Source organism: Bradyrhizobium elkanii USDA 76 (assembly GCF_023278185.1).
In the GTDB taxonomy this organism is placed as follows: Bacteria; Pseudomonadota; Alphaproteobacteria; order Rhizobiales; family Xanthobacteraceae; genus Bradyrhizobium; species Bradyrhizobium elkanii.
Genome location: NZ_CP066356.1, coordinates 8,530,951 through 8,549,436, shown reverse-complemented (window position 1 = coordinate 8,549,436; position 18,486 = coordinate 8,530,951). Strand labels below are relative to the sequence as shown.

Annotated in this window: 18 protein-coding genes, 1 tRNA gene and 1 pseudogene; 6 read left to right on the top strand and 14 right to left on the bottom strand. The window is 64.3% G+C overall.

The features are described 5' to 3' along the window. Positions 1 to 156 precede the first annotated feature (156 nt). From JEY66_RS40575 to rpmH, 7 genes are all read right to left on the bottom strand, one after another. Positions 157 to 1,143 carry a DUF1036 domain-containing protein gene (locus tag JEY66_RS40575; RefSeq protein ID WP_016848092.1) on the bottom strand — a complete coding sequence of 329 codons (987 nt, stop codon included), beginning with the start codon at positions 1,141 to 1,143 and terminating at the stop codon, positions 157 to 159. Between the two features lie 59 nt (positions 1,144 to 1,202). Further along, the gene (gene argB, locus JEY66_RS40570) at positions 1,203 to 2,096 is read right to left on the bottom strand and encodes an acetylglutamate kinase (RefSeq protein ID WP_016848093.1); all 894 of its coding nucleotides are present in this window, start codon (positions 2,094 to 2,096) and stop codon (positions 1,203 to 1,205) included. Positions 2,097 to 2,273: 177 nt separating this feature from the next. After that, positions 2,274 to 2,642 carry a DUF423 domain-containing protein gene (locus JEY66_RS40565; RefSeq protein ID WP_018269496.1) on the bottom strand — a complete coding sequence of 123 codons (369 nt, stop codon included), beginning with the start codon at positions 2,640 to 2,642 and terminating at the stop codon, positions 2,274 to 2,276. Then, positions 2,639 to 3,292: a ribosome biogenesis GTP-binding protein YihA/YsxC gene (gene yihA, locus JEY66_RS40560; protein ID WP_016848095.1), complete on the bottom strand. Its 654-nt coding sequence runs from the start codon at positions 3,290 to 3,292 to the stop codon at positions 2,639 to 2,641. The genes JEY66_RS40565 and yihA overlap by 4 nt, the downstream gene beginning before the upstream one ends. Before the next feature lie 253 nt (positions 3,293 to 3,545). Further along, the gene (yidC, locus tag JEY66_RS40555) at positions 3,546 to 5,453 is read right to left on the bottom strand and encodes a membrane protein insertase YidC (protein WP_018269497.1); all 1,908 of its coding nucleotides are present in this window, start codon (positions 5,451 to 5,453) and stop codon (positions 3,546 to 3,548) included. Positions 5,454 to 5,467: 14 nt separating this feature from the next. Then, positions 5,468 to 5,881 (bottom strand): ribonuclease P protein component, encoded by a 414-nt coding sequence (rnpA, locus tag JEY66_RS40550; RefSeq protein WP_018269498.1) that lies wholly within the window; start codon positions 5,879 to 5,881, stop codon positions 5,468 to 5,470. A gap of 32 nt (positions 5,882 to 5,913) precedes the next feature. Then, positions 5,914 to 6,048: a 50S ribosomal protein L34 gene (gene rpmH / locus JEY66_RS40545; protein ID WP_008542748.1), complete on the bottom strand. Its 135-nt coding sequence runs from the start codon at positions 6,046 to 6,048 to the stop codon at positions 5,914 to 5,916. A 365-nt stretch (positions 6,049 to 6,413) separates the two neighbouring features. Here rpmH and JEY66_RS40540 point away from each other — a divergent pair, with 365 nt between their 5' ends. Together JEY66_RS40540 and JEY66_RS40535 are read left to right on the top strand one after the other, a co-directional pair. Beyond that, positions 6,414 to 7,892, top strand: coding sequence for a sensor histidine kinase (locus JEY66_RS40540; RefSeq protein WP_018269499.1), 1,479 nt, complete (start codon positions 6,414 to 6,416; stop codon positions 7,890 to 7,892). Positions 7,893 to 8,043: 151 nt separating this feature from the next. Further along, positions 8,044 to 8,120, top strand: a tRNA-Arg gene (locus tag JEY66_RS40535). 190 nt (positions 8,121 to 8,310) lie between these two features. Here the strand turns inward: JEY66_RS40535 and JEY66_RS40530 are convergent. Further along, positions 8,311 to 8,523, bottom strand: a pseudogene (locus tag JEY66_RS40530) (recombinase family protein); the annotation flags it as partial. Between the two features lie 341 nt (positions 8,524 to 8,864). Here JEY66_RS40530 and JEY66_RS40525 point away from each other — a divergent pair. The 3 genes from JEY66_RS40525 to JEY66_RS40515 are packed head-to-tail and all read left to right on the top strand — an operon-like array spanning position 8,865 to position 10,232. After that, on the top strand, positions 8,865 to 9,533 hold the full coding sequence (locus JEY66_RS40525) for a sterol desaturase family protein (protein WP_240536740.1): 669 nt from the start codon (positions 8,865 to 8,867) through the stop codon (positions 9,531 to 9,533). Continuing rightward, on the top strand, positions 9,520 to 9,807 hold the full coding sequence (locus JEY66_RS40520) for a DUF5658 family protein (protein ID WP_225161514.1): 288 nt from the start codon (positions 9,520 to 9,522) through the stop codon (positions 9,805 to 9,807). Before JEY66_RS40525 ends, JEY66_RS40520 begins: the two co-directional genes overlap by 14 nt. A gap of 50 nt (positions 9,808 to 9,857) precedes the next feature. After that, a complete protein-coding gene (locus JEY66_RS40515) occupies positions 9,858 to 10,232 on the top strand; it encodes a hypothetical protein (protein WP_016848121.1) in 375 nt (124 codons plus the stop codon). A 118-nt stretch (positions 10,233 to 10,350) separates the two neighbouring features. Here JEY66_RS40515 and JEY66_RS40510 read toward each other — a convergent pair whose 3' ends face one another. The 6 genes from JEY66_RS40510 to JEY66_RS40485 all read right to left on the bottom strand — a co-directional run bounded on the left by JEY66_RS40510 (position 10,351) and on the right by JEY66_RS40485 (position 17,893). Beyond that, positions 10,351 to 11,847, bottom strand: coding sequence for a sugar ABC transporter ATP-binding protein (locus tag JEY66_RS40510; protein ID WP_016848122.1), 1,497 nt, complete (start codon positions 11,845 to 11,847; stop codon positions 10,351 to 10,353). Further along, positions 11,844 to 12,938, bottom strand: a complete 1,095-nt coding sequence (locus JEY66_RS40505) for an SMP-30/gluconolactonase/LRE family protein (protein ID WP_018269500.1) — start codon at positions 12,936 to 12,938, stop codon at positions 11,844 to 11,846. Before JEY66_RS40505 ends, JEY66_RS40510 begins: the two co-directional genes overlap by 4 nt. Continuing rightward, a complete protein-coding gene (locus tag JEY66_RS40500) occupies positions 12,935 to 15,058 on the bottom strand; it encodes an ABC transporter permease (RefSeq protein WP_018269501.1) in 2,124 nt (707 codons plus the stop codon). The genes JEY66_RS40505 and JEY66_RS40500 overlap by 4 nt, the downstream gene beginning before the upstream one ends. Positions 15,059 to 15,135: 77 nt before the next feature. After that, entirely contained in the window at positions 15,136 to 16,152 is a 1,017-nt protein-coding gene (locus JEY66_RS40495; protein ID WP_018269502.1) for a sugar ABC transporter substrate-binding protein, read from the bottom strand. A gap of 42 nt (positions 16,153 to 16,194) precedes the next feature. Next, positions 16,195 to 17,166, bottom strand: a complete 972-nt coding sequence (locus JEY66_RS40490; protein ID WP_018269503.1) for an ABC transporter permease — start codon at positions 17,164 to 17,166, stop codon at positions 16,195 to 16,197. 19 nt (positions 17,167 to 17,185) lie between these two features. After that, positions 17,186 to 17,893 carry a TetR/AcrR family transcriptional regulator gene (locus tag JEY66_RS40485; protein ID WP_016848130.1) on the bottom strand — a complete coding sequence of 236 codons (708 nt, stop codon included), beginning with the start codon at positions 17,891 to 17,893 and terminating at the stop codon, positions 17,186 to 17,188. Between the two features lie 377 nt (positions 17,894 to 18,270). Between JEY66_RS40485 and JEY66_RS40480 the strand changes: the two genes are divergently transcribed. Further along, positions 18,271 to 18,462 carry an MJ0042-type zinc finger domain-containing protein gene (locus JEY66_RS40480; protein WP_016848131.1) on the top strand — a complete coding sequence of 64 codons (192 nt, stop codon included), beginning with the start codon at positions 18,271 to 18,273 and terminating at the stop codon, positions 18,460 to 18,462. The last annotated feature ends 24 nt before the right edge of the window (positions 18,463 to 18,486 follow it).

The following is an 18,486-nucleotide window of genomic DNA, read 5'->3' as shown; positions in this document are numbered from 1 at the left end:
AGTCCTCCGCCGTCGTCCTGGCGAACGCCAGGACCCATACCGCGGAATCTATCAATGTGGCACGATGCTCGTCGTTCTTCGCCAAACGCAGTCTTGTGGTAATGGGTCCCGGCCTCCGCCGGGACGACAGTGATGTTTGTGACGCCATTGTCTTCATCACGGCATCGCAAAGCGCAGCGTCTTGCCGCCGCTGGTCATGTCGACGGTGGTGAAGCCGAGTGCGGCGAGGCCGCGGGTGGCGCAGTCGCCCTGTTCGTTGATCTCGAACTTGCTTTCGCGGGTGCAGAGCTGGACCCCGCCGCCCCAGTTCAGCGGCTTGTCCTTGATGCGGATGGCGCGGTTGTCGTTGTCGACCGCTTCGGCAAACGAATAGATCTGCTTCGGCGTGCCTGACACGTCCGGATGCAGGCACTTGCCGGGGTCGATGCGATACCAGCCGCGGCTGGTCACCACCTTGCCGTCGTCGGTTGCAACTGCGGCCATCACCTTGTGCGGCGTGTCGTTGCACCAGGTCAGCCCCGATGGCGACGGCTTCTGCACGGCATCGATCATGGTGGCGAAGAAATTCGGCGACTGTACGATGTCGCCGGCGAGCCCGCGGCTCTTCAGGAACGCCGACAGCGCACTCTGGGTCTTCGGCCCGTCGACGCCGTCGATCGGCGCCGCATCGTAGCCCGCGATCACCAAGAGGCGCTGGATGCCGGCGAGCCGCGCCTGCTCGTCGTCATATTCGCTGTCTTCGGCGAGATAGGCGACCAGGTTGCCGTCGTCGGTCTTCGTCGGCGTGATCTGGGTGAATTGCGCGGGCATCTGGCCGGAGCGGCATTGCCGCGCGGCGGCGATCACGAAATTGTCCTGAGCCACGCAGAGCGTGTCGGTGCCGTTCTGCGGGATCGGCGAGGCGCCATAGACGCCGAGCGCCCGCGCATTGAGCAGCACGCGGTCGGCGGTGAGCGCGCCCTGCACCACGACCCGGCAGGTCGCCGGATCGATCCGGAACCAGCCGCGTGTCGCCGTCGCGGCCTTGTCGTCGATGCCGATCGCGGCCTCGATCACATAGCTCATGCGGTTGCAGAGCTTGAGATCAGCATGCGCCGGCGCCGACGAGAACAGGAACGACACCAGCGCGGCCGGCAGCGCCATCGCGAGCCGCGCCGCCGGCGACCGGCGAGGGATCCTCGCCGTGTGTCCCGCGTCTGCCATTACTTATGGATCAGCGTGCCGGTGCCCTGGTTGGTGAAGAGCTCGAGCAGCACCGCGTGCTGCGTCTTGCCGTCGATGATCACGACGCCCTGCACGCCCTGTTCGAGCGCGTAGATGCAGGTCTCGACCTTCGGGATCATGCCGCCAGAAATCGTGCCGTCGGCGATCAGCTTGCGGGCTTCCTTGATCGACAGGTCCGGAATCAGCTTCTTGGACTTGTCGAGTACGCCCGGCACGTCGGTCAGCAGCAGCAGCCGCTTGGCCTTCAGCGCGCCCGCGATCGCGCCGGCGAAGGTGTCGGCGTTGATGTTCAGGGTCTGGCCGTCCTGCGAGGTCGCGAGCGGCGCCAGCACCGGGATCAGCTCATAACCGATCAGCTGATTGAGCAGCGTGAGGTCGACCTTTTCGGGATCGCCGACGAAGCCGAGGTCGATGGCCTTCTCGATGTTGGAATCCGGATCGACCATGGTGCGCGTCGTCTTCGACGCCTTCACCATGTTGCCGTCCTTGCCGGACAGGCCCACGGCCTTGCCGCCGGCTTCGTTGATATAGCCGACGATCTGCTTGTTGACCGAGCCCGCCAGCACCATCTCGACGATCTCGATGGTGGCGGCGTCGGTGATGCGCAGGCCCGCGGCGAATTCCGACTGGATGCCGAGGCGCTTCAGCATGGTCGCGATCTGCGGCCCGCCGCCATGCACGACCACCGGATTGATCGCGGTCTGCTCGAGCAGCACGATGTCGCGCGCGAACGCCTTCGCGGTATCCTCGGCGCCCATGGCATGGCCGCCATATTTGATGACGATGGTTTCCTCGTCATATTCCTGCATGTGCGGCAGCGCCTCGGACAGGATGCGGGCCTGATCGAGCGGGCTGATGTGCTGGTCGGTCATGGGGCTGGTCTCGTCGTCAGCGGAGGGGTGGCGCGGTTCTATCTGATTGGCGGGCAGGGCGCAAAGCGGGAGAGGTATTCGCTCGTATCTGTAGCCCGGATGGAGCGAAGCGCAATCCGAGGTTTGCAGCCGCGGCACGATTCCCGGATTTCGCTTGCGCTCCATCCGGGCTACGGGTCACCGCTTCGGCAACACCGCCGCGACCGCCAGTACCAGCCAGCTCAGGATCAAGAGCGTTCCGCCGGTCGGCGCGGCCATCGGAAACAATCCATGGCCGGCATATTGGCGCAGCACGAGGTCGCCCGCGAACAATGACGCCGCGATGACGAAGCCGGCCGCCGCCACGACTGCGAGCTTCGCATGGATGATCGCACGATCCGCGACCGCGATGGTCGCGACTACGGCGGGTGCATGGAACAGCAGCATCGAGGATGCCGCCGCCAGCCGAGTGGCATCAGGCAGATGGGCCGCGGCCGCCGCCAGCATCACGCCGCAGGCGCCCATGATGGCGGCAAGGCCGATCAGGAGGCGGGATGCGCCGCTCATCGGCGCCGTTCCTCGATCAGGCGCACCATGGCGGCACGCAGCTCCGGCATGCCGTCGCCGGTGCGCGACGAGGTCACCAGCACTTCGGGGAAGGCGGCGGGATGTTTCGCGAGTGTTGCCGACGTGTCGGCGATGACGGTCTTGAGTTCGCCGGCCTTCACCTGGTCGGCCTTGGTCAGCACGACCTGATAGCTGACCGCGGACTTGTCCAGCGTCTTCAGCACGTCGAGATCGACGTCCTTGATGCCGTGGCGCGCGTCGATCAGCACGTAGACCCGCGCCAGTGTCGCGCGCCCGAGCAGGAATTTGTGGATCAGCGCCGTCCATGACGCCACCTTGGTCTTCGGCGCCGAGGCGTAGCCGTAGCCGGGCATGTCGACCAGGCGGAAGCCCGCCTTCTCCGGCCCCTCGAAGAAGATCAGCTCCTGGGTGCGCCCCGGCGTGTGCGAAGTGCGCGCCAGGTTGCTGCGGCCGGTCAGCGCGTTGATCAGGCTCGACTTGCCGACATTGGAGCGGCCGGCAAAGGCGACCTCGAGGCCGGCCATCGGCGGCAGCGTCTCGATCGAGGGCGAGGCCCAGATGAAGCGCCAGTCGCCGGCGAACAGTTTTCGGCCTTGCTCGATCAGCGCCGCATCATGTTCGGTGCTCATGCGAAGGATTCCATCTCGTGGCGGCTGGGCAAAGGCCCAAGGCGGGTCCTTGGCGTAGGACGACCCGGCCATCCAGGTCAACGTCTAGAGCCTCGGTTCTGATTGAATCGAAGCTCCAGCTTCTTGTTTTGACGCGTTCTCTTCCCGCGAATCGTCGCCCACTTCGCTCGAAAACGCGCTGGCCGCCCTCCAATACGTCGATGCCCGGCACAAGGCCGGGCATGACGTGGTGACGAAGCGCTGTTGCTGGAAGCTACGTCGCCTTCTTTGTCTCAGTCGTCACGCTTTTTTTTTGAAACGTCGACTTCAGATTGTCGAACAGCTCCACCTTCACGCCGTTGCGCCGCATGATGTAGCTCTGCTGCAGCACCGACAGCAGGTTGTTCCAGGCCCAGTAGATCACGAGACCCGCCGGGAAGCCTGCCAGCATAAAGGTGAAGATCAGCGGCATCCAGTCGAAGATCATCTTCTGGGTCGGATCCGGCGGCGCCGGATTGAGCTTCATCTGGACCCACATCGTGATGCCCATGATGATCGGCCAGATACCCATCACCAGATAGGAGCCGAAATGCGGTCCGAGCAGCGCGATCGGATCGAACGGAATGAGGCCGAACAGCGTGAACAGATTGGTCGGATCGGGCGCCGAGAGGTCCTTGATCCAGCCGAAGAACGGCGCATGCCGCATTTCGATGGTGATGAACAGCACCTTGTAGAGCGAGAAGAACACCGGGATCTGCAAGGCGACGGGAAGACAGCCCGCGATCGGGTTGATCTTCTCCTTCTTGTAGATCTCCATCATCTCCTGCTGCTGCTTCACGCGGTCGTCAGGATAGCGTTCCTTCAGCGCCTGCAGCTGCGGTTGCACCGACTTCATCTTCGCCATCGAGGCGTAGGACTTGTTGGCGAGCGGGAAGAACAGGAGCTTCACGATCACGGTCACCAAGAGGATCGCGATGCCGAAATTACCGACCAGGCGATAGAACCAGTCGAGCGCCAGGAACATCGGCTTGGTGATGAAGTAGAAATGGCCCCAGTCGATCAGGAGATCGAAATGGTTGAGGCCGAGCTGCTTGTTGTAGCCGCCGAAGCCGACCAGCGGGAAGTTGAGGCCGACCGTGGCGGCCTCCTTCGCGCCGGCGAACAGCCGCCCATTGGCAACGCCGGTGCCGCCGATCGGAATGGTCTGCGCGCCGAGCATGTAGTCGGTCTGGTAGCGCTTGTCGCCGGTGGTAAACCTTGCGCTTTCGAGCGTTGCGGTGGTCTCCGGCAGTAGTGCCGTGGCCCAGTATTTGTCGGTGATGCCGAGCCAGCCGTCGGTGACCTTCGTGAACACGATGCCGCGCGAATTTCCGCCGGTCGAGGTCTTGGCCTCGTCGATGTTCTTGTAGCTGAATTCCTGCAGGCCGTGTTCGCCGAGATAGCCGATCGGGCCTTCGTGCAGAATCGCGTAGCCGGAGACCGGCGGCTTGCCGCCGCGCGAGATCAACCCGAACGGATACAGCGTCACCGGCGCGCTGCCTTGATTGATGACCTCGTCCTTGATGCTGAAGAGGTAGCGATCGTCGATCGAGATGGTGCGGCGGAAGGTCAGGCCCTGGCCGTTCTCGTATTTCAGAATCACCGGGGTGCTCGGCGACAGGCTGTTCGATCCCTCCTGCTGCCAGACGGTTTCGGCGTTCGGCGTCTTCACCGATGAGCCGTTGGCGGTCAGCCACAGGAACTCGGCATAATAAGGCTCGGCCGTGCCCGACGGCGAAAGCAGCACGACGGCCGGCGATTTGGGATCGACCGTCTCGCGGAACTGAACCAGCGAGAGGTCGTCGATCCGGGCGCCCTTCAGCGCGATGCTGCCGGTGACGCGCGGGGTCTCGATCTTGATGCGCGGTCCGGAGGCAAGCACCGTCTCGCGACTGGCGACCGGAGCGTCAGCAGCAGGCGCGCCGGGCGCCGGAGAGGGGGTTGCCGAGGTTCCCGGAGCGGCGCCAGGAGTAGCACCAGGAACTGCACCCGGAGTTGCCTGCGGCGCCGGCTTCTGCAACTCCGCCTGGCGCTGCGCCTCGCGCTGCTTCTCCATCTGCGGCACATTGTAGAAATATTGCCAGGCGATCAGGACAAGGCCGGACAGAATGACGGCAAGGATCGTGTTGCGGTTGTCGGACATCTCTTAGGGTCTCGTCATTCCATTCGGATTGGGCGCGCTTTTGTTACCCGCCTTGTTGGTACCGTCTTGTCGGTAGCCGTCTTGTCGGTAGCCGTCTTGGGCGCAGGCCGGTCGAGGCGGCGCAGCGCCGACCGCAGGTCGTCAAGCATGGTCGCAAAGTCGCGGGTCAGCGCGTCACGACGGCCCACTAGCACATAATCATGGTGCGGCCGCATGAATACGGCGTCGACTTGTCTCATCACTTCGCGAAGCCGGCGGCGGATGCGGTTGCGCTCGGTCGCGGTGCCGTTCTTCTTGGTGACGGTATAGCCGACGCGGATCGGGCCCTGATCGTCGCGGCGGCGGCCCTGCAGCACAAAAGCTGCGGTATTCGCCCGTGCGCCATTGGCAACGGCGAGGAAATCCGCCCGCTGCCTCAGCCGATCCATAATGGGTATCTCCGGAGAGGAGACGTCCGGGCTCAGGCGCTCAGGCGCTTGCGGCCACGCGCGCGGCGCGCAGCGAGGACCTTACGGCCGCCGGCCGTGGCGAGACGGGCGCGGAAGCCGTGACGGCGCTTGCGCACCAGTTTGCTGGGTTGATAAGTCCGCTTCACGGGTAATTCTCCGCTGACCGGGCAATTTGCCGTTGTATTGAGATGGAGTCCGGTGATGCTGGCAGGCCCAAACGAGCCGTTGACGGCCCCAAGGAGCCGCCCCCGGGTCAAGAACCGGGCCATCGCGGACAGTTGGCGCGGCTTATAAGGGAGTGCCCTGTTTTCGTCAATGTCACAGGCCGTCGCAAAAAGGCTTCTTCGAAACGTCGCAATTGGGGCGAATATATCTGATTTCGCGGGGTATTTGACGGTATGGAGACGCTTTGGGGCGTTCGGGGAACCGCCCACATTAGCGATCCGTAATTTGACCGGCTTGGGGGCCGGGCCCCATCTTCCGACCCCTAAGCCAAACAAGGCCTTATCTTGTGGCTCTAACTGACGATCAGGCGACCGCGCAGAAGCAGCGGCCCAAGCCGTCCCCCCGGCTCGGGCTGTCGGGCAAGCTTTTGCTGCTGACGATTCCCCTGGTGATGATCGCCGGGCTCCTGATCTATGTCCCGGCGATCGCCAACTTCCGGATGAACCGGCTCAATGACCGCCTGGCCGCCGCCAATACCGCGGCGCTGGTGCTCGATGCCGCCCCGTCCGGCCTGGTGCCGGATTCGCTGGCGCGGCAGATCCTGACCAGCATCGGCGCCCGTGCCGTCGCCATCAAATTGGGACAGCAGCGCCGGCTGCTCGCCAGCGCCGACCTGCCGGCCGCGATCGACCATGACGTCGACATGCGGACCATGACGGTGTGGTCGGCGATCGTCGATGCCTTCGAGATCATGCTGGAGCATGGCGACCAGACCATCCGCGTGGTCGGACCCGCGCCGGGCCAGGCGCAATTCATCGAGGTTGTGATCGACGAGAAGCCGCTGCGGCAGGCGATGTACCGCTTCTCGCGCAACGTCCTGGTCGTCGCGCTGTTGATTGCCGGCCTGACCGCCGGCCTGGTCTATCTGGCGCTGCATTATCTGTTTGTGCGTCCGATGCGGCGGTTGACCGCGAGCCTGGTCGGCTTCCACGAGAATCCGGAGAGTTCGGCGCGAATCATCGTGCCGAGCCAGCGTGGCGACGAGATCGGCGTTGCCGAGCGCGAGCTGTCGGACATGCAGCGCGACCTCGTCTCGATGCTGCATCAGAAGAGCCGGCTTGCCGCGCTCGGGCTCGCCGTCTCCAAGATCAACCATGATTTGCGCAATCTGCTGGCGTCCTCGCAATTGCTGTCGGACCAGCTCGCCAGCGTGCCCGATCCGCGGGTGCAGCGCTTTGCGCCGAAATTGTTGCGCTCGCTGGAGCGCGCCATCGCCTTCTGCCAGTCGACACTCTCCTATGGCCGCGCGCAGGAGGCGGCGCCTGATCGCCGCGTGATCATGGTGGAGCCCGCGGTCGCCGAAGTGCGGGAGTCGGCGGGGCTCGCGACCGATGTCTCGATCACCTGGATCAGCGCGATCGAGCGCGGCCTGACCATCGACGCCGACCCGGACCAGCTGTTCCGCGTGCTGCTCAATCTGGTGCGCAACGCGACGCAGGCGCTGGAAAGCCGGCCGGCCAGCGACGGCGGCGCGCAGCAGATCCGCATCACCGGCCGCCGCGAGGGGACGGTCGCGATTATCGAGGTCTCCGACACCGGTCCGGGCGTGCCGGCCAAGGCGCGCGAGCATCTGTTCGAGGCGTTCCAGACCTCCGGACGCCCCGGCGGCAGCGGACTCGGCCTTGCGATTGCCGCCGAGCTGATCCGGGCTCACGGCGGCCATATCCACCTGGTCGAGGGCACGATCGGCGCCACCTTCCGGATTTCGATCCCGGATCGTCCCGTGGAACTGCTGTCGATTCGCAGCGAGCGGGCGAGGGCCTGAGGCCGTTCCGGTACTCCGGGGCGGCCAAAGCCGCGCCGAAATTGGCGTTTCCAGACCTTGCCAACTGGACCCGGAGCCTGTAGCTAGAGCGCTCTTTCGCGACGTTCCGGGGCTCCCGGAGCCATGCGGCCTCAAGCCCACCCGCGAAAATGCGCCCGTAGCTCAGCTGGATAGAGCATCAGACTACGAATCTGAGGGTCGGACGTTCGAATCGTTCCGGGCGCGCCATTCACGCAAGTTCCCATTGGTTCGGGCAGCTGATGCGTGCTCGTCTTCAGTAGAATATCCCCGACACTTCTGGATCGATTGCGTTCCACGGCACTCGCTCGGTCCGTGGTCGTAGTTGGAGGGTGAAGAACGCTGCGCGTGTCATTGTCTTCCCTCCTCGGTAAACCGACGCGCGGCCAATCTTGAGCGCCTACGCGATAGCGGACGCTTCCATGCCTTTAGCTTTGAGCGCCTTCACATTGGCGGTGTCGATAGACGCTTTACGGCCTTGGTAGACCCCGCGTGCCTTGGCCTCAGCGATACCCTCAAGCTGCCGCTCTCTGCGGAGGTTGGTCTCGAACTCGGTGAACAAACCGAACATGTCCAGGAAGCACTTGCTCGCTGCTGTGCTGGTGTCGATGGGTGCTCTGTACCGGATCGGAGGCCGGCCCGGAAAAATGCGCCCGCGCGGGTCGGAATCGGGCCGAAGGCGAGGGCCGACCCGTAAAAACCCCGCTTGCCCCGGCCAGAACGTTGAGAAAAAATAAGCTTTTTTAGCTTATAGGCGGCAGGATGTTTTTATTCTTATTTTGTCTGTCCCTTTGAACCGGCGAGTCATCCCTCATGCAGAGTGACATCGCGAACGCCGTATTTTATGCGGCCGTGTTTCTGGGCATCGTCTACACCAGTCGCATCCTGGAAAAAAGGTGGCCGATCGCGGACGTTCCCTACGGCGAGTTTCGCGATGATTGGCTCGCGGTGATCGTGAGCCTCGGGCTGTCGTCCATGCTTGCTCCGATCGCGGCGATCAGCGCTGGCAAGATCGCGAGCTACACCGGTCTCGGCTGGATCAAGCTGCCGACCGACGGTTACTGGTGGTACGTCTCCCTCGCAATCATCGTGGTCGCATTCGATCTCTACAAGTACGCATACCATCGCCTGCAACATGCGATCCCCTTTCTATGGGCGATGCACTCCTTCCATCACAGCGCGAACGGCGTGACGTTCATTACCGGCGGCCGGCATTTCTGGCTGGAGCGGGTGTTGTCCGACGCGTTTCTTCCGATCATGGCGATCCTGTTCCGCATCCCGCCGGACATGGTGATCGCGGTGGGGTTCATCTTCTTCATGCCCGACGCGTGCGCCCATCTCAACGTTCGGATTCCGCTCGGTCGGTATGTGACATGGATCAACAATCCGCAATGGCACCGGATCCATCACTCGGTCCTTCCCGAGCATAGGGACAAAAACTTCGCTGCCTGCTTTCCGCTCCTCGACATTCTGTTCGGCACGGCCTGGATACCGAAGCCGGACGAATATCCTGCAACGGGCCTCGTGCCTGCCGAGCGCGTGGACATCATCAACAGTGTGATCTGGCCAATCCGGCATCTTCGGCATTACTGGCATCGGGAGTCTCGGAATGAATTGGGTTAAGGGTCTTTTGGTGCTCCTCGCCCTGCTGCTGGGTTACGCCGACCTTGAGTCGACGAATGTGATCCTGAGTCTCGGACTGGGTGAGTTGAATCCGTTCATGCATCTGGCGCAGACATGGTTCGGCGTATGGTGGCTGGTGCCCAAGCTTGGTTTGACGTTCGTGGTCACGTGGCTGCTTTGGCGGAGCAACAACGTTTACAACATCGCTCTCGTCGTCGCGTTCTGCTCCACGCCTGTCCTGAACAATCTCGTCATCATCGCGGGCACGAACTGAATCAATCCCTTCGCCGGTTGCCGCAACTGGCGACGTCAGGAGGATCAGTGATGTCGGACAGGTTCGTCGTCGCCTGCATGGTCTGGTGTGCGCTGATCCTGGGGGCTCCGGGAGCGACCGTGCACGCGCAGACGCCGTCGAACTGCAAGGAGCCGCAGACCGGCACCAGCCGCGTCCCGATGCTGTCGCCACCGCTGGCCAATGTGGTGACGGGCACGGGACGGCTGCAATTCTACTCGGCGCCGAACCTGCACTGTCCGATCCGCGGGGTGTTCGTCATTCCAAATGACGCACTGATCGCCTATGCGCAAACCAGGGATGGCTGGTCGTCGGTGATGTACCTCAACCCGGGGACGGGCAACGACGTCTCGGGTTGGGTGAGGTCGGCGAGGCTGAAGGTGACCGGGACCGTCGGACCGAAGTAGCCCGCGACCGGGATCGCGGCGGGCGGGCGGGCTACCCCCGCGCTACACCGCTTGAGCGTTGTCTGCACGATTGTGCTGCGCGCGGCGAGCCGGCCGTGACGCATGTCCGTTGCGGCGATCAATGAATCGCCGCGTACATGATCTTCTCCTCGGTGGCTTCGAGCGCGGAGAATTCCTCGACCACCTTGCCCTGGCGCGAGACCAGGATGCGGTCGGACAGCGCCATGATCTCGGGCAGATAGGACGAGATCACCACCACCGCCTTGCCCTCGTCGGCGAGCTGGTTGATCAGCTCGTGGATCTCGACGATGGCGCCGACGTCGACGCCGCGGGTCGGTTCGTCGAAGATGATCAGCTCGGGCTCCTGCACCAGCGATTTGGCGATCACCACCTTCTGCTGGTTGCCGCCCGACAGCTCGACCACCCTGGCCTCGTCGCCGATGGCGCGAACCTTGAGGCGCTGGGTCCAGGTCTTGCCCACCGAATTGGTCTCGCGCCGCGACAACATCATGCGGCCCCCGGGAAACTTGGAAAGCAGGCCGAGATAGATGTTGCGGGCGATCGAGGCGGTCTCGAAGAATCCCTCGACCTTGCGATCCTCGGTCACATAGGCGATGCCGGCCTTGACCGCCGGTGCCGGTACCCGGTAGCGCACCGGCTTGTCGTGCAGCAGGATCTCGCCGCCGTGGAAGAAGTCGCGTTTCAACACGCCGGATACGATCTTGAAGGTCTCGGTGCGGCCCGCGCCGACCAGGCCGAACACGCCGGTGATCTGCCCGGCAAACACCGACAGCGAATTGTTCTTCACCATCGGCGCCATCTTGAGGTTTTGCACCGTGAGCACGCGCGCCCCCGCCGGCCGGACGCTGGTCTTCCGCGCGCCATACAGCGTGTTGGAGAGGTCGCGCCCGACCATCGCCTGCACGATCGCAGCGCGATCGAATTTCGCGGCGTCGTCGGTGATGACGTGCTTGCCGTCGCGCAGAACGGTGATGCGGTCGGCGAGCAGCAGAGCCTCTTCCAGCGCGTGCGAGATGAAGACGATCGAGACGCCGCGCTTCTTGAGATCTCGGACCAGGTCGAAGAAATACTTCTTCTCCTCCGGCGTCAGCGACGCGGTCGGCTCGTCGAAGATGATGACCTTGGCCTTGTGCAGGACCGCGCGCGCGATCTCCACCATCTGCTTCTTGGCGGCGCCGAGCCCGCCGACGGTCGCGGTCGGCGTCACGTCGAAATTCAGCGATTGCAGGAATTGCTGGGCGGCGATGTAGATGCCGCGCAGCCGGTTGTAGAATTTCTCCTGCCCGAGGAACAGGTTTTGTGCGACCGTCATGGTCGGCACCAGGCTGTTCTCCTGGAACACCATGGCGATGCCGAGATTGCGGGCCTCGAGCGGCGTCCGCGGCGCGACCTCCGCGCCGTCGACACTCATGCCGCCCGAGGTCAAGGTCACGACGCCGGCCATCACCTTGGTCAGCGTCGACTTGCCGGCGCCGTTCTCGCCGACCAGCGCGTGGATCTCGCCGCGGCGCAGGTCGAAGTCGACGCCCTCGATGGCGGGCACGCCGGCGTAAAGCTTGGTGGCCTTGCGCAGGGAAAGCACGGTGTCGCTCATGAGCCGACCTCCTCGGCGAGCCCGGCGAGGGGCAGTTTCAGCACGCGGCCCGGTCCCTTGGCGATCAGCACGAGGTCGTCGCCCAGCTCGAGCGCCGCGACGATGCCGTGATTGACGCCGTCGACCCGGCTGTGCAGCGAGTACTTTGGCTTGCCGTCCTCGCTCAGCCGGATGACGAGGCCATAGGAGCGCGGTGGCGCCCACGGCTTGATCACGCCCATCGTCTTGATGTGGGCGCCCTGCATCGGCTCCTTGAACGAAAACCCCGAGCGCAGCCGTGGCGCCACCCAGTAGGCCGGGTCGATCTCGGCCATCATGCGGCGGCGGTAGGCCGGCTCGCGCAGCACGAACTCGATCAGCTGGGTGCGTGCGGCGAACGCGGTGAGCCAATAGCCGCCGCCCGCGGCCTTCGACAGCCGCGACGGATACACCGGCAGGTGTCCGAGCACGACCTGCGGCGGCCTTCCATTGGAGACGAGGACGAGGCGATGCCGCCAGCTCTCGCTGACCAGCACGCCATCGCCGCGCGCGCAGGCGCCGAAGGCGTAGCCGAGCTTCGAGGCCAGCGGTTGCACCGACCTGGTCCTGGGGTCGAGCCGGAACACGCGGCCGCTTCGGTTGAGCTCCATCAGGTCGCGCGCCCAATCATCGATGCCGCAGCTCGCCGAGCCGTCGGTTGCGATCAGGGTGCCGTCGCCGGCCTGCGTCAGCGCGTTGATCGCGTTGAAGGTGGCGTTGAATGTCGCGCTCGGGTCGCCCGACGAGGGATTGGTATAGAGCCGCACCTCGCGGCCGCCGAGCGCGACCGCGATGCCGCCGCCGGCGAGCGCGCAGAGCGCCGAAATCGGCTGCTCGAAGCGGCGCAGCTCGGTCGCTCCGCTGCCGTCGAGGCGCAGCAGACGCCGGCCGTCGGCGACATAGAGGTTGCGGCCGTCGGTTGCGAGATCCTCTAGCGCCTCGCATTCCAGCAAGGTGGTCGCAGATTCCAGTTTCTGGTTCGGCTTCAGTGCGCCGTCGAACGACGGCACGGTGATGGTGGCCTCGCCGCGGCCGAGAAAGCGGTTGGCGAAATCCCTGACGGCCGCGATCACGACAGCTTCCCCCAGCGCTTGTCATACTGCACGAAGTTCGGGTCCGCGTTCTCCAGCTTGTAGCGGCCGATCCGGTTGTTCATGATGCCGCCGAGATAGAGATAGCCGCGATGCTCGCGCATCGAGGTGATCATCGGATGGTTCTCGCCGCGCAGGTCCCAGAACGATTCGAGGATCTTGCCCTGCTCGTTGAACTTGACGACGCAGCCGGTGTTGATGTTCGGGAACAGCCATTCGTCGACCGGGACGCGCTTGGCCATGCGGCGGCGGAAGCCCGGCATCTTCCAGGCAAGGTCGAGCGAGGGGCTGCGCATGCCGACCAGCGCCAGCCAGTAATTGCCGTCGGAGGCGAGGTTGATGTTGTCGGGATAGCCCGGCAGATTGTCCATCACCACCTCGACCTGGCCCTTCTTCGGCCCCGCGAACCACAGCCGCTTGATCGAGCAGCCGAAGGTCTCGGCGAACAGGATCGACACCCCGTCGCTGGCGACGCAGATGCCGTTGGGAAATTTGAGGCCGCGCAGCGCGGTATGCGTCGCGCCGGTCTTGGTGTCGTAGCAGATGATGCGGCCGTTGCCGCGCGCCTCGAGGCCGTCGATCGGCCATTCGTCCATTTCGTAGCGCACGGTGGCTTCCGAGAAGAAGATCAGGCCGTCGTCGGTGATGTCGAGGTCGTCGGCCAGCCGCAGCCGGCTGTCGTCGTTCACCGAATGCATGCTGCGGTTGGTCTCGTCAGTCGCCTTCTCCACGGTGCCGTCGGGCGTGATGCGGTAAAGGCCCATGCCGCCGATGCAGACATAGAGATTGTCCTGCCGGTCGAACGCCATGCCGAGCGGCTGACCGCCGATATGGGCGAACACCTCCATCCGCTGATAATCGGGCGCATGGAAGCGTATGATGTCGCCATGACGCGAGCCGGCGTAGAGATTGTTGTTGCGATCGAGGATCACGTCCTCCGGCGCCTCGATGCGGCCGAGGCCGATCAGTTCGACGTCGCGCAGCTTGTCGTTCTGCTCGAACGGGCCGCCCTGGCCGATCTCGGTGGCCGGCGGCGGCGGCAGCGCATGATAGGTCGGCGCGACATAGACCTTGCTGATGATGCGGGTGCGGTTCTTCTGCCAGCGGATGTCGATCATCGCCGCAACCAGCAGGATGCCTGCCAGCGCCATGCGGTTGATGCCGCCCCGTGCATTCAGCGTGGTCAGGCCGTTGGTGATCAGGAGCACGATCAGCACGCCGACCAGCGATTTGGCGACCGAGCCCTTGCCGCCGCCGAGCGTGATGCCGCCCAGCACGGTCGCGGTCAGCACGATCACCTCGAGGCCGACGCCGATGTCGCCGCCGACGGTGCCGAGCCGGGCCGCGAAGAACAGCGCGGCGATGCTGGTCAGCACGCCGCTTGCGACATAGCAGAGCGCGATGGTGCGGCGGACCGGAATGCCGGAATTGTAGGCCGAACGGCGCGAGCCGCCGATCGCGGTGATGTGCCAGCCCGGGCGCAGCCGGGTCATGAAGATATGGCCGAAGATCGCGATCGCGATGTAGACCAAGGCGACGCTCGGAATGCCGAACACGTCGCCGCCGCCGATGAAATTCCAGGACGGGATGTCGGGGAAGGCGGCGGCGATCGAATTGGAGTAGCGCTGGATCAACAGATCGAACGCCGAGCGGTAGATGATCAAGGTGATCAGCGTGGTGATGAAGGCGCGCAGTCGCAAGTAGCCGATCAGGACACCGTTGACGGCGCCGAGCAGTGCGCCGCAGACGAGGGTGGCGACCACCACCGCGGGAACCGGCCAGTTCAGCACGTCGAGCAGGTAAAGCGCGCAGAAATCCGTCAGCGCGAAGATCGAGCCGACCGACAGATCGATGCCGCCGACGATGACGACCAGCGCCATGCCGAGGCCGATGAAGCCGATCTCGCCGGCCTGCCGCGCGGTGTCGGCGAGGCCCGACGGCGACAGGAAGTGATCGATGGAACGGCTGAGCGCGAAGCCGACGATCAAGAGCAGGATCACCGGAATTGCGGTCTCGGTCCAACGCTTGGACAGGATCTCGCCGAGGAGATGATCCGGCCAGTAGCGGTAACGCAGGCTCGTCAGGGTGTCGCGCATCGGCATTCCAGCAAGGCGTTCGATTCGGGAAGATCGACGTCCCGGGGTGAGATCGCCCGGGACGTCGAGCGGGAATGGCCGGACTATTTCTTCAGGTCGCTGAGATTCCAGCACGCGGTCTGGCTGTCCGCGTTCTCCTTGGTGATCGGGATCAGCGTCGTGTACTCCGAGCCCTTGATCGAGCCGGCCTTGGCGCCCGACGACAGCAGCCATTTGATGGTGCCGGCCATCTGCGCGGCCTGGGTCGGCACGTCGTAGCTCATGTTGAGATCGAACGCGCCGGACTTCACCAGCTCGCAGGCGCCCTTGCGCTCGCCGCCGCCGGAGGTCGCGACGAACACCTTGCCGGTCAGGCCGGCTTCCTTCACCGCGGCGGCGGTGCCGATGTCCATGCCGTCCCAGAAGCCGACGATGCCGCAAAGATCAGGATTCTGCTTCAGCACGGTCTGGGTAATCGCCTTGGCCTTCGCGGCGTCCCAGTCGGCCGCCTGGCTCGAGACCACCTTGATCTCCGGATGCTTGGCGAGCACGTTCTCGACGCCCTTGAGCGTGTAGGCGCTGGCGGCCGCCGAGAGCGCGCCCTGCACGATGGCGATCTTGTTCGACTTGCCCTGGCAGGCCTTCACCACGGCTTCGGTGTCCCGCTCGCCGATCTCGATCCAGTTGGCGCCGACAAAGGCCGAAGAGCGATAGGCCGACCCCATGTTGATCTGGATGACGTAGATGCCTTCGTTCTCGGCGCGCTGCAGCAACTTGGCGTAGGTCTGCACGTCCGGATTGTGGATCACCATCACGGCTGGCTTCTCCGAGATCAGCGAGGTCACCGCCTGCGCGCCGGCATTGGTGTTCCAGTTGGGATCGCGGATCTCGAACTTTACGCCGTAGGGTTCGAGCTCCTTCTTCATGCCGGCGTACCAGCCTTCGGTGAGGTCGAAGTTCATGGCGACCGGAACGTAGGCCACCGTCTTGCCGGCGAGGGCTTCCCTGAACGGCTTCTGGAACGGCTCGTCCAGGCCCTGCTGGGCCAGAGCCGGAGCGGCGATGGCTGCAAGCCCGAGCGCCGCGGCGATCACCTTTGCAGTCCTGACAGCGTATTTCATTGCTTCCTCCTTGGTCGTGATTGAATGTTCTTGTGGCCTGGTTCAGATGTCGCCCTGCTGTGCCGTTTCTTCGTTGCGCGGATTCAGGAACGAATCCGTGATGACGGCGAGCAGCAGGACGACACCCTTGACGAGGTTTTGTCCGGCGTAGGAAATGTCCATGATGGTCATGCCGTTCAGCATGGTGCCGATCAGCAGCGTGCCGATGATGACGTTGAGCACGCCGCCGCGGCCGCCCGACAGGCCGATGCCGCCGAGCACGACGACGAGGATGACGTCGTAGATCAGCGTCGAATTGAAGATGCGGGTCGGCATCGAATTGACCGATGCCGCCATCACCAGGCCCGCGAAGCAGCCGATCAGCGCCGCGACGACATATTGCAGCACAATGATCGGGCGCGAGGGGATGCCGGTGACGCGGGCCGCGTAGGGATTATCGCCGATCGCGTAGATATAGGCGCCCCAGCGCGTCTGCCGCAGCAGGAACGCGACCACGACGCAGGCGATCGCGAACATCACGATCGAGGTCGGGATGCCTGATATGGTGCCCTGTCCGAGCCGCTCGAAGCCCTTCATGCCGTCGCTCCACTGCACGACGTCGAGCTGAAACAGCGCGGCCTGCCCGAGGCCGGCGAGCAGCAGGCCGGTCGCCAGCGTCGCAAACAGCGAAGGGACCTCGGCATAGGCGATCAGCCAGCCATTGACGAGGCCGAAGGCGATCGTGAGCAGCACGGCCGTCACCAGCGCGGTCGGCAGCGAGTGGCCGTTCTGCACCATCTGCAGCACGAGCCCCGGCGGCACCGCGAGGGCTGCGATCAGCGAGATGTCGATGCCGCGCCCGATCACGACGATCGCCATCGCCAGCCCGAGGATGCCGAGCACCGCAACGTTCTGCAGCAGCGTCAGCATGTTCTCCGGCGTCAGGAAGCCGCGCAGGAAAATCGAGAACGCCAGGAACAGCACGGCAAAGACGGCGAAGACGATCTCCTGTTGATTGAATCGCAATCGCTTCATTGCCTCGTCCTTCCTGCTTCTACGGGTGCGCCGTCGGTCTGGCTCTCGTGCGGGAGCCGGTCGCGGCGCGGCCGGGCCGCGGCCTGCCGGCGACCGCGGCGTCCACGAACGCGCCGACGGATTTGATGTAGGCCTCGATCGAAGTGCCGCGTCTGCGGTACTTCGCGCGTTTGACGTACCAGTCCTGCAGCAGCGGCTTGATCAGCGATGCCGTCAGCGTGACCTGGTCGATCGCGAAGACGCCGCTGGCGACGCCCTGCTTGAGGACGCCAGCGATGATCTTCTCGGTCATCACCTCCATCTCGATGGCGCGCTGGCGCTCCGCGGGCGGAAACGACTTTGCTTCCATGAAGCAGAACACGAACCAGGGCTGCATCGCCTCGCTCATGCGGACATGGGTCGCGATGATCCAGTGCAGATGCTTGCGCGCATCCTGCTTCACGTCGGCGGGCGGCGAGTTGAGAACCTCCGCCACCGTCTCGGCGACCTCGCCGAGAATCATCGACAGCAGCGTCGGCTTGCTGTCGAAGTACGTATAAAGGCCGCCCATGCTGAGGCCCGAGGCCTCCGCGAGCTGGCGCAGCGTGGTGGCGTGAAAGCCGTGCTTGTTGGAAAGCGTGAGCGTGGCGCCGATGATGCGCGTGAGATTCGGAACGGCGAGATGGGTTTTCTGGACCCGGATGGAATCCCGATGACGTTCGAGGATGCGTGCGCAAAGCACGTCCATCGCGAACGCATTCGCCGTCCCCGGTCGCTGACGCGCGAGACCCACGTTGCCTCCCTGGCTATGCTCCCGGACCATTTCATTTTGTTGCTGGTCCGGGCTGGGCTTTACGCCCTTGCCTAATTCCTAGCCCACGAAATGGCGCTCGGAAAAGGGGGATGATGAAATTTTCTGAGAGAGCGCTCGCTCGTTTTTTGGTCCGCAGCCGTGTTGCCCGCCTTGGGCTCGGCGTCGTTCCGGCCATCGTCGGGAACTTTTCGCGCTGAAAGCACAGCACAAATTCCCGATGCTCTGGTCGACCAGCACGCCGGTTAGACGGCCGTCACATTTCCGATCATGGGCGTGTGGGAAACTCAAGAGCGCAACGGCTTGCTGATTCCATGCGAAAATCCGACGTGACGTGCCCACACTGCCAGGCCGGCTATCGCCGGATCGAATTGACGTCGAAGGGCGGCGTCGCGGGTGAGTTTCGCTGCCTGGTGTGCGACCACATCATCGAGCTGATGGATGGGTCGACCGATGTCGCCTTTCGGCTGACCGTGCAGCCGGGCAAGCCGTCCTACGCGTACTAACGTTTTCGGTTCGCGGGAAGGGCA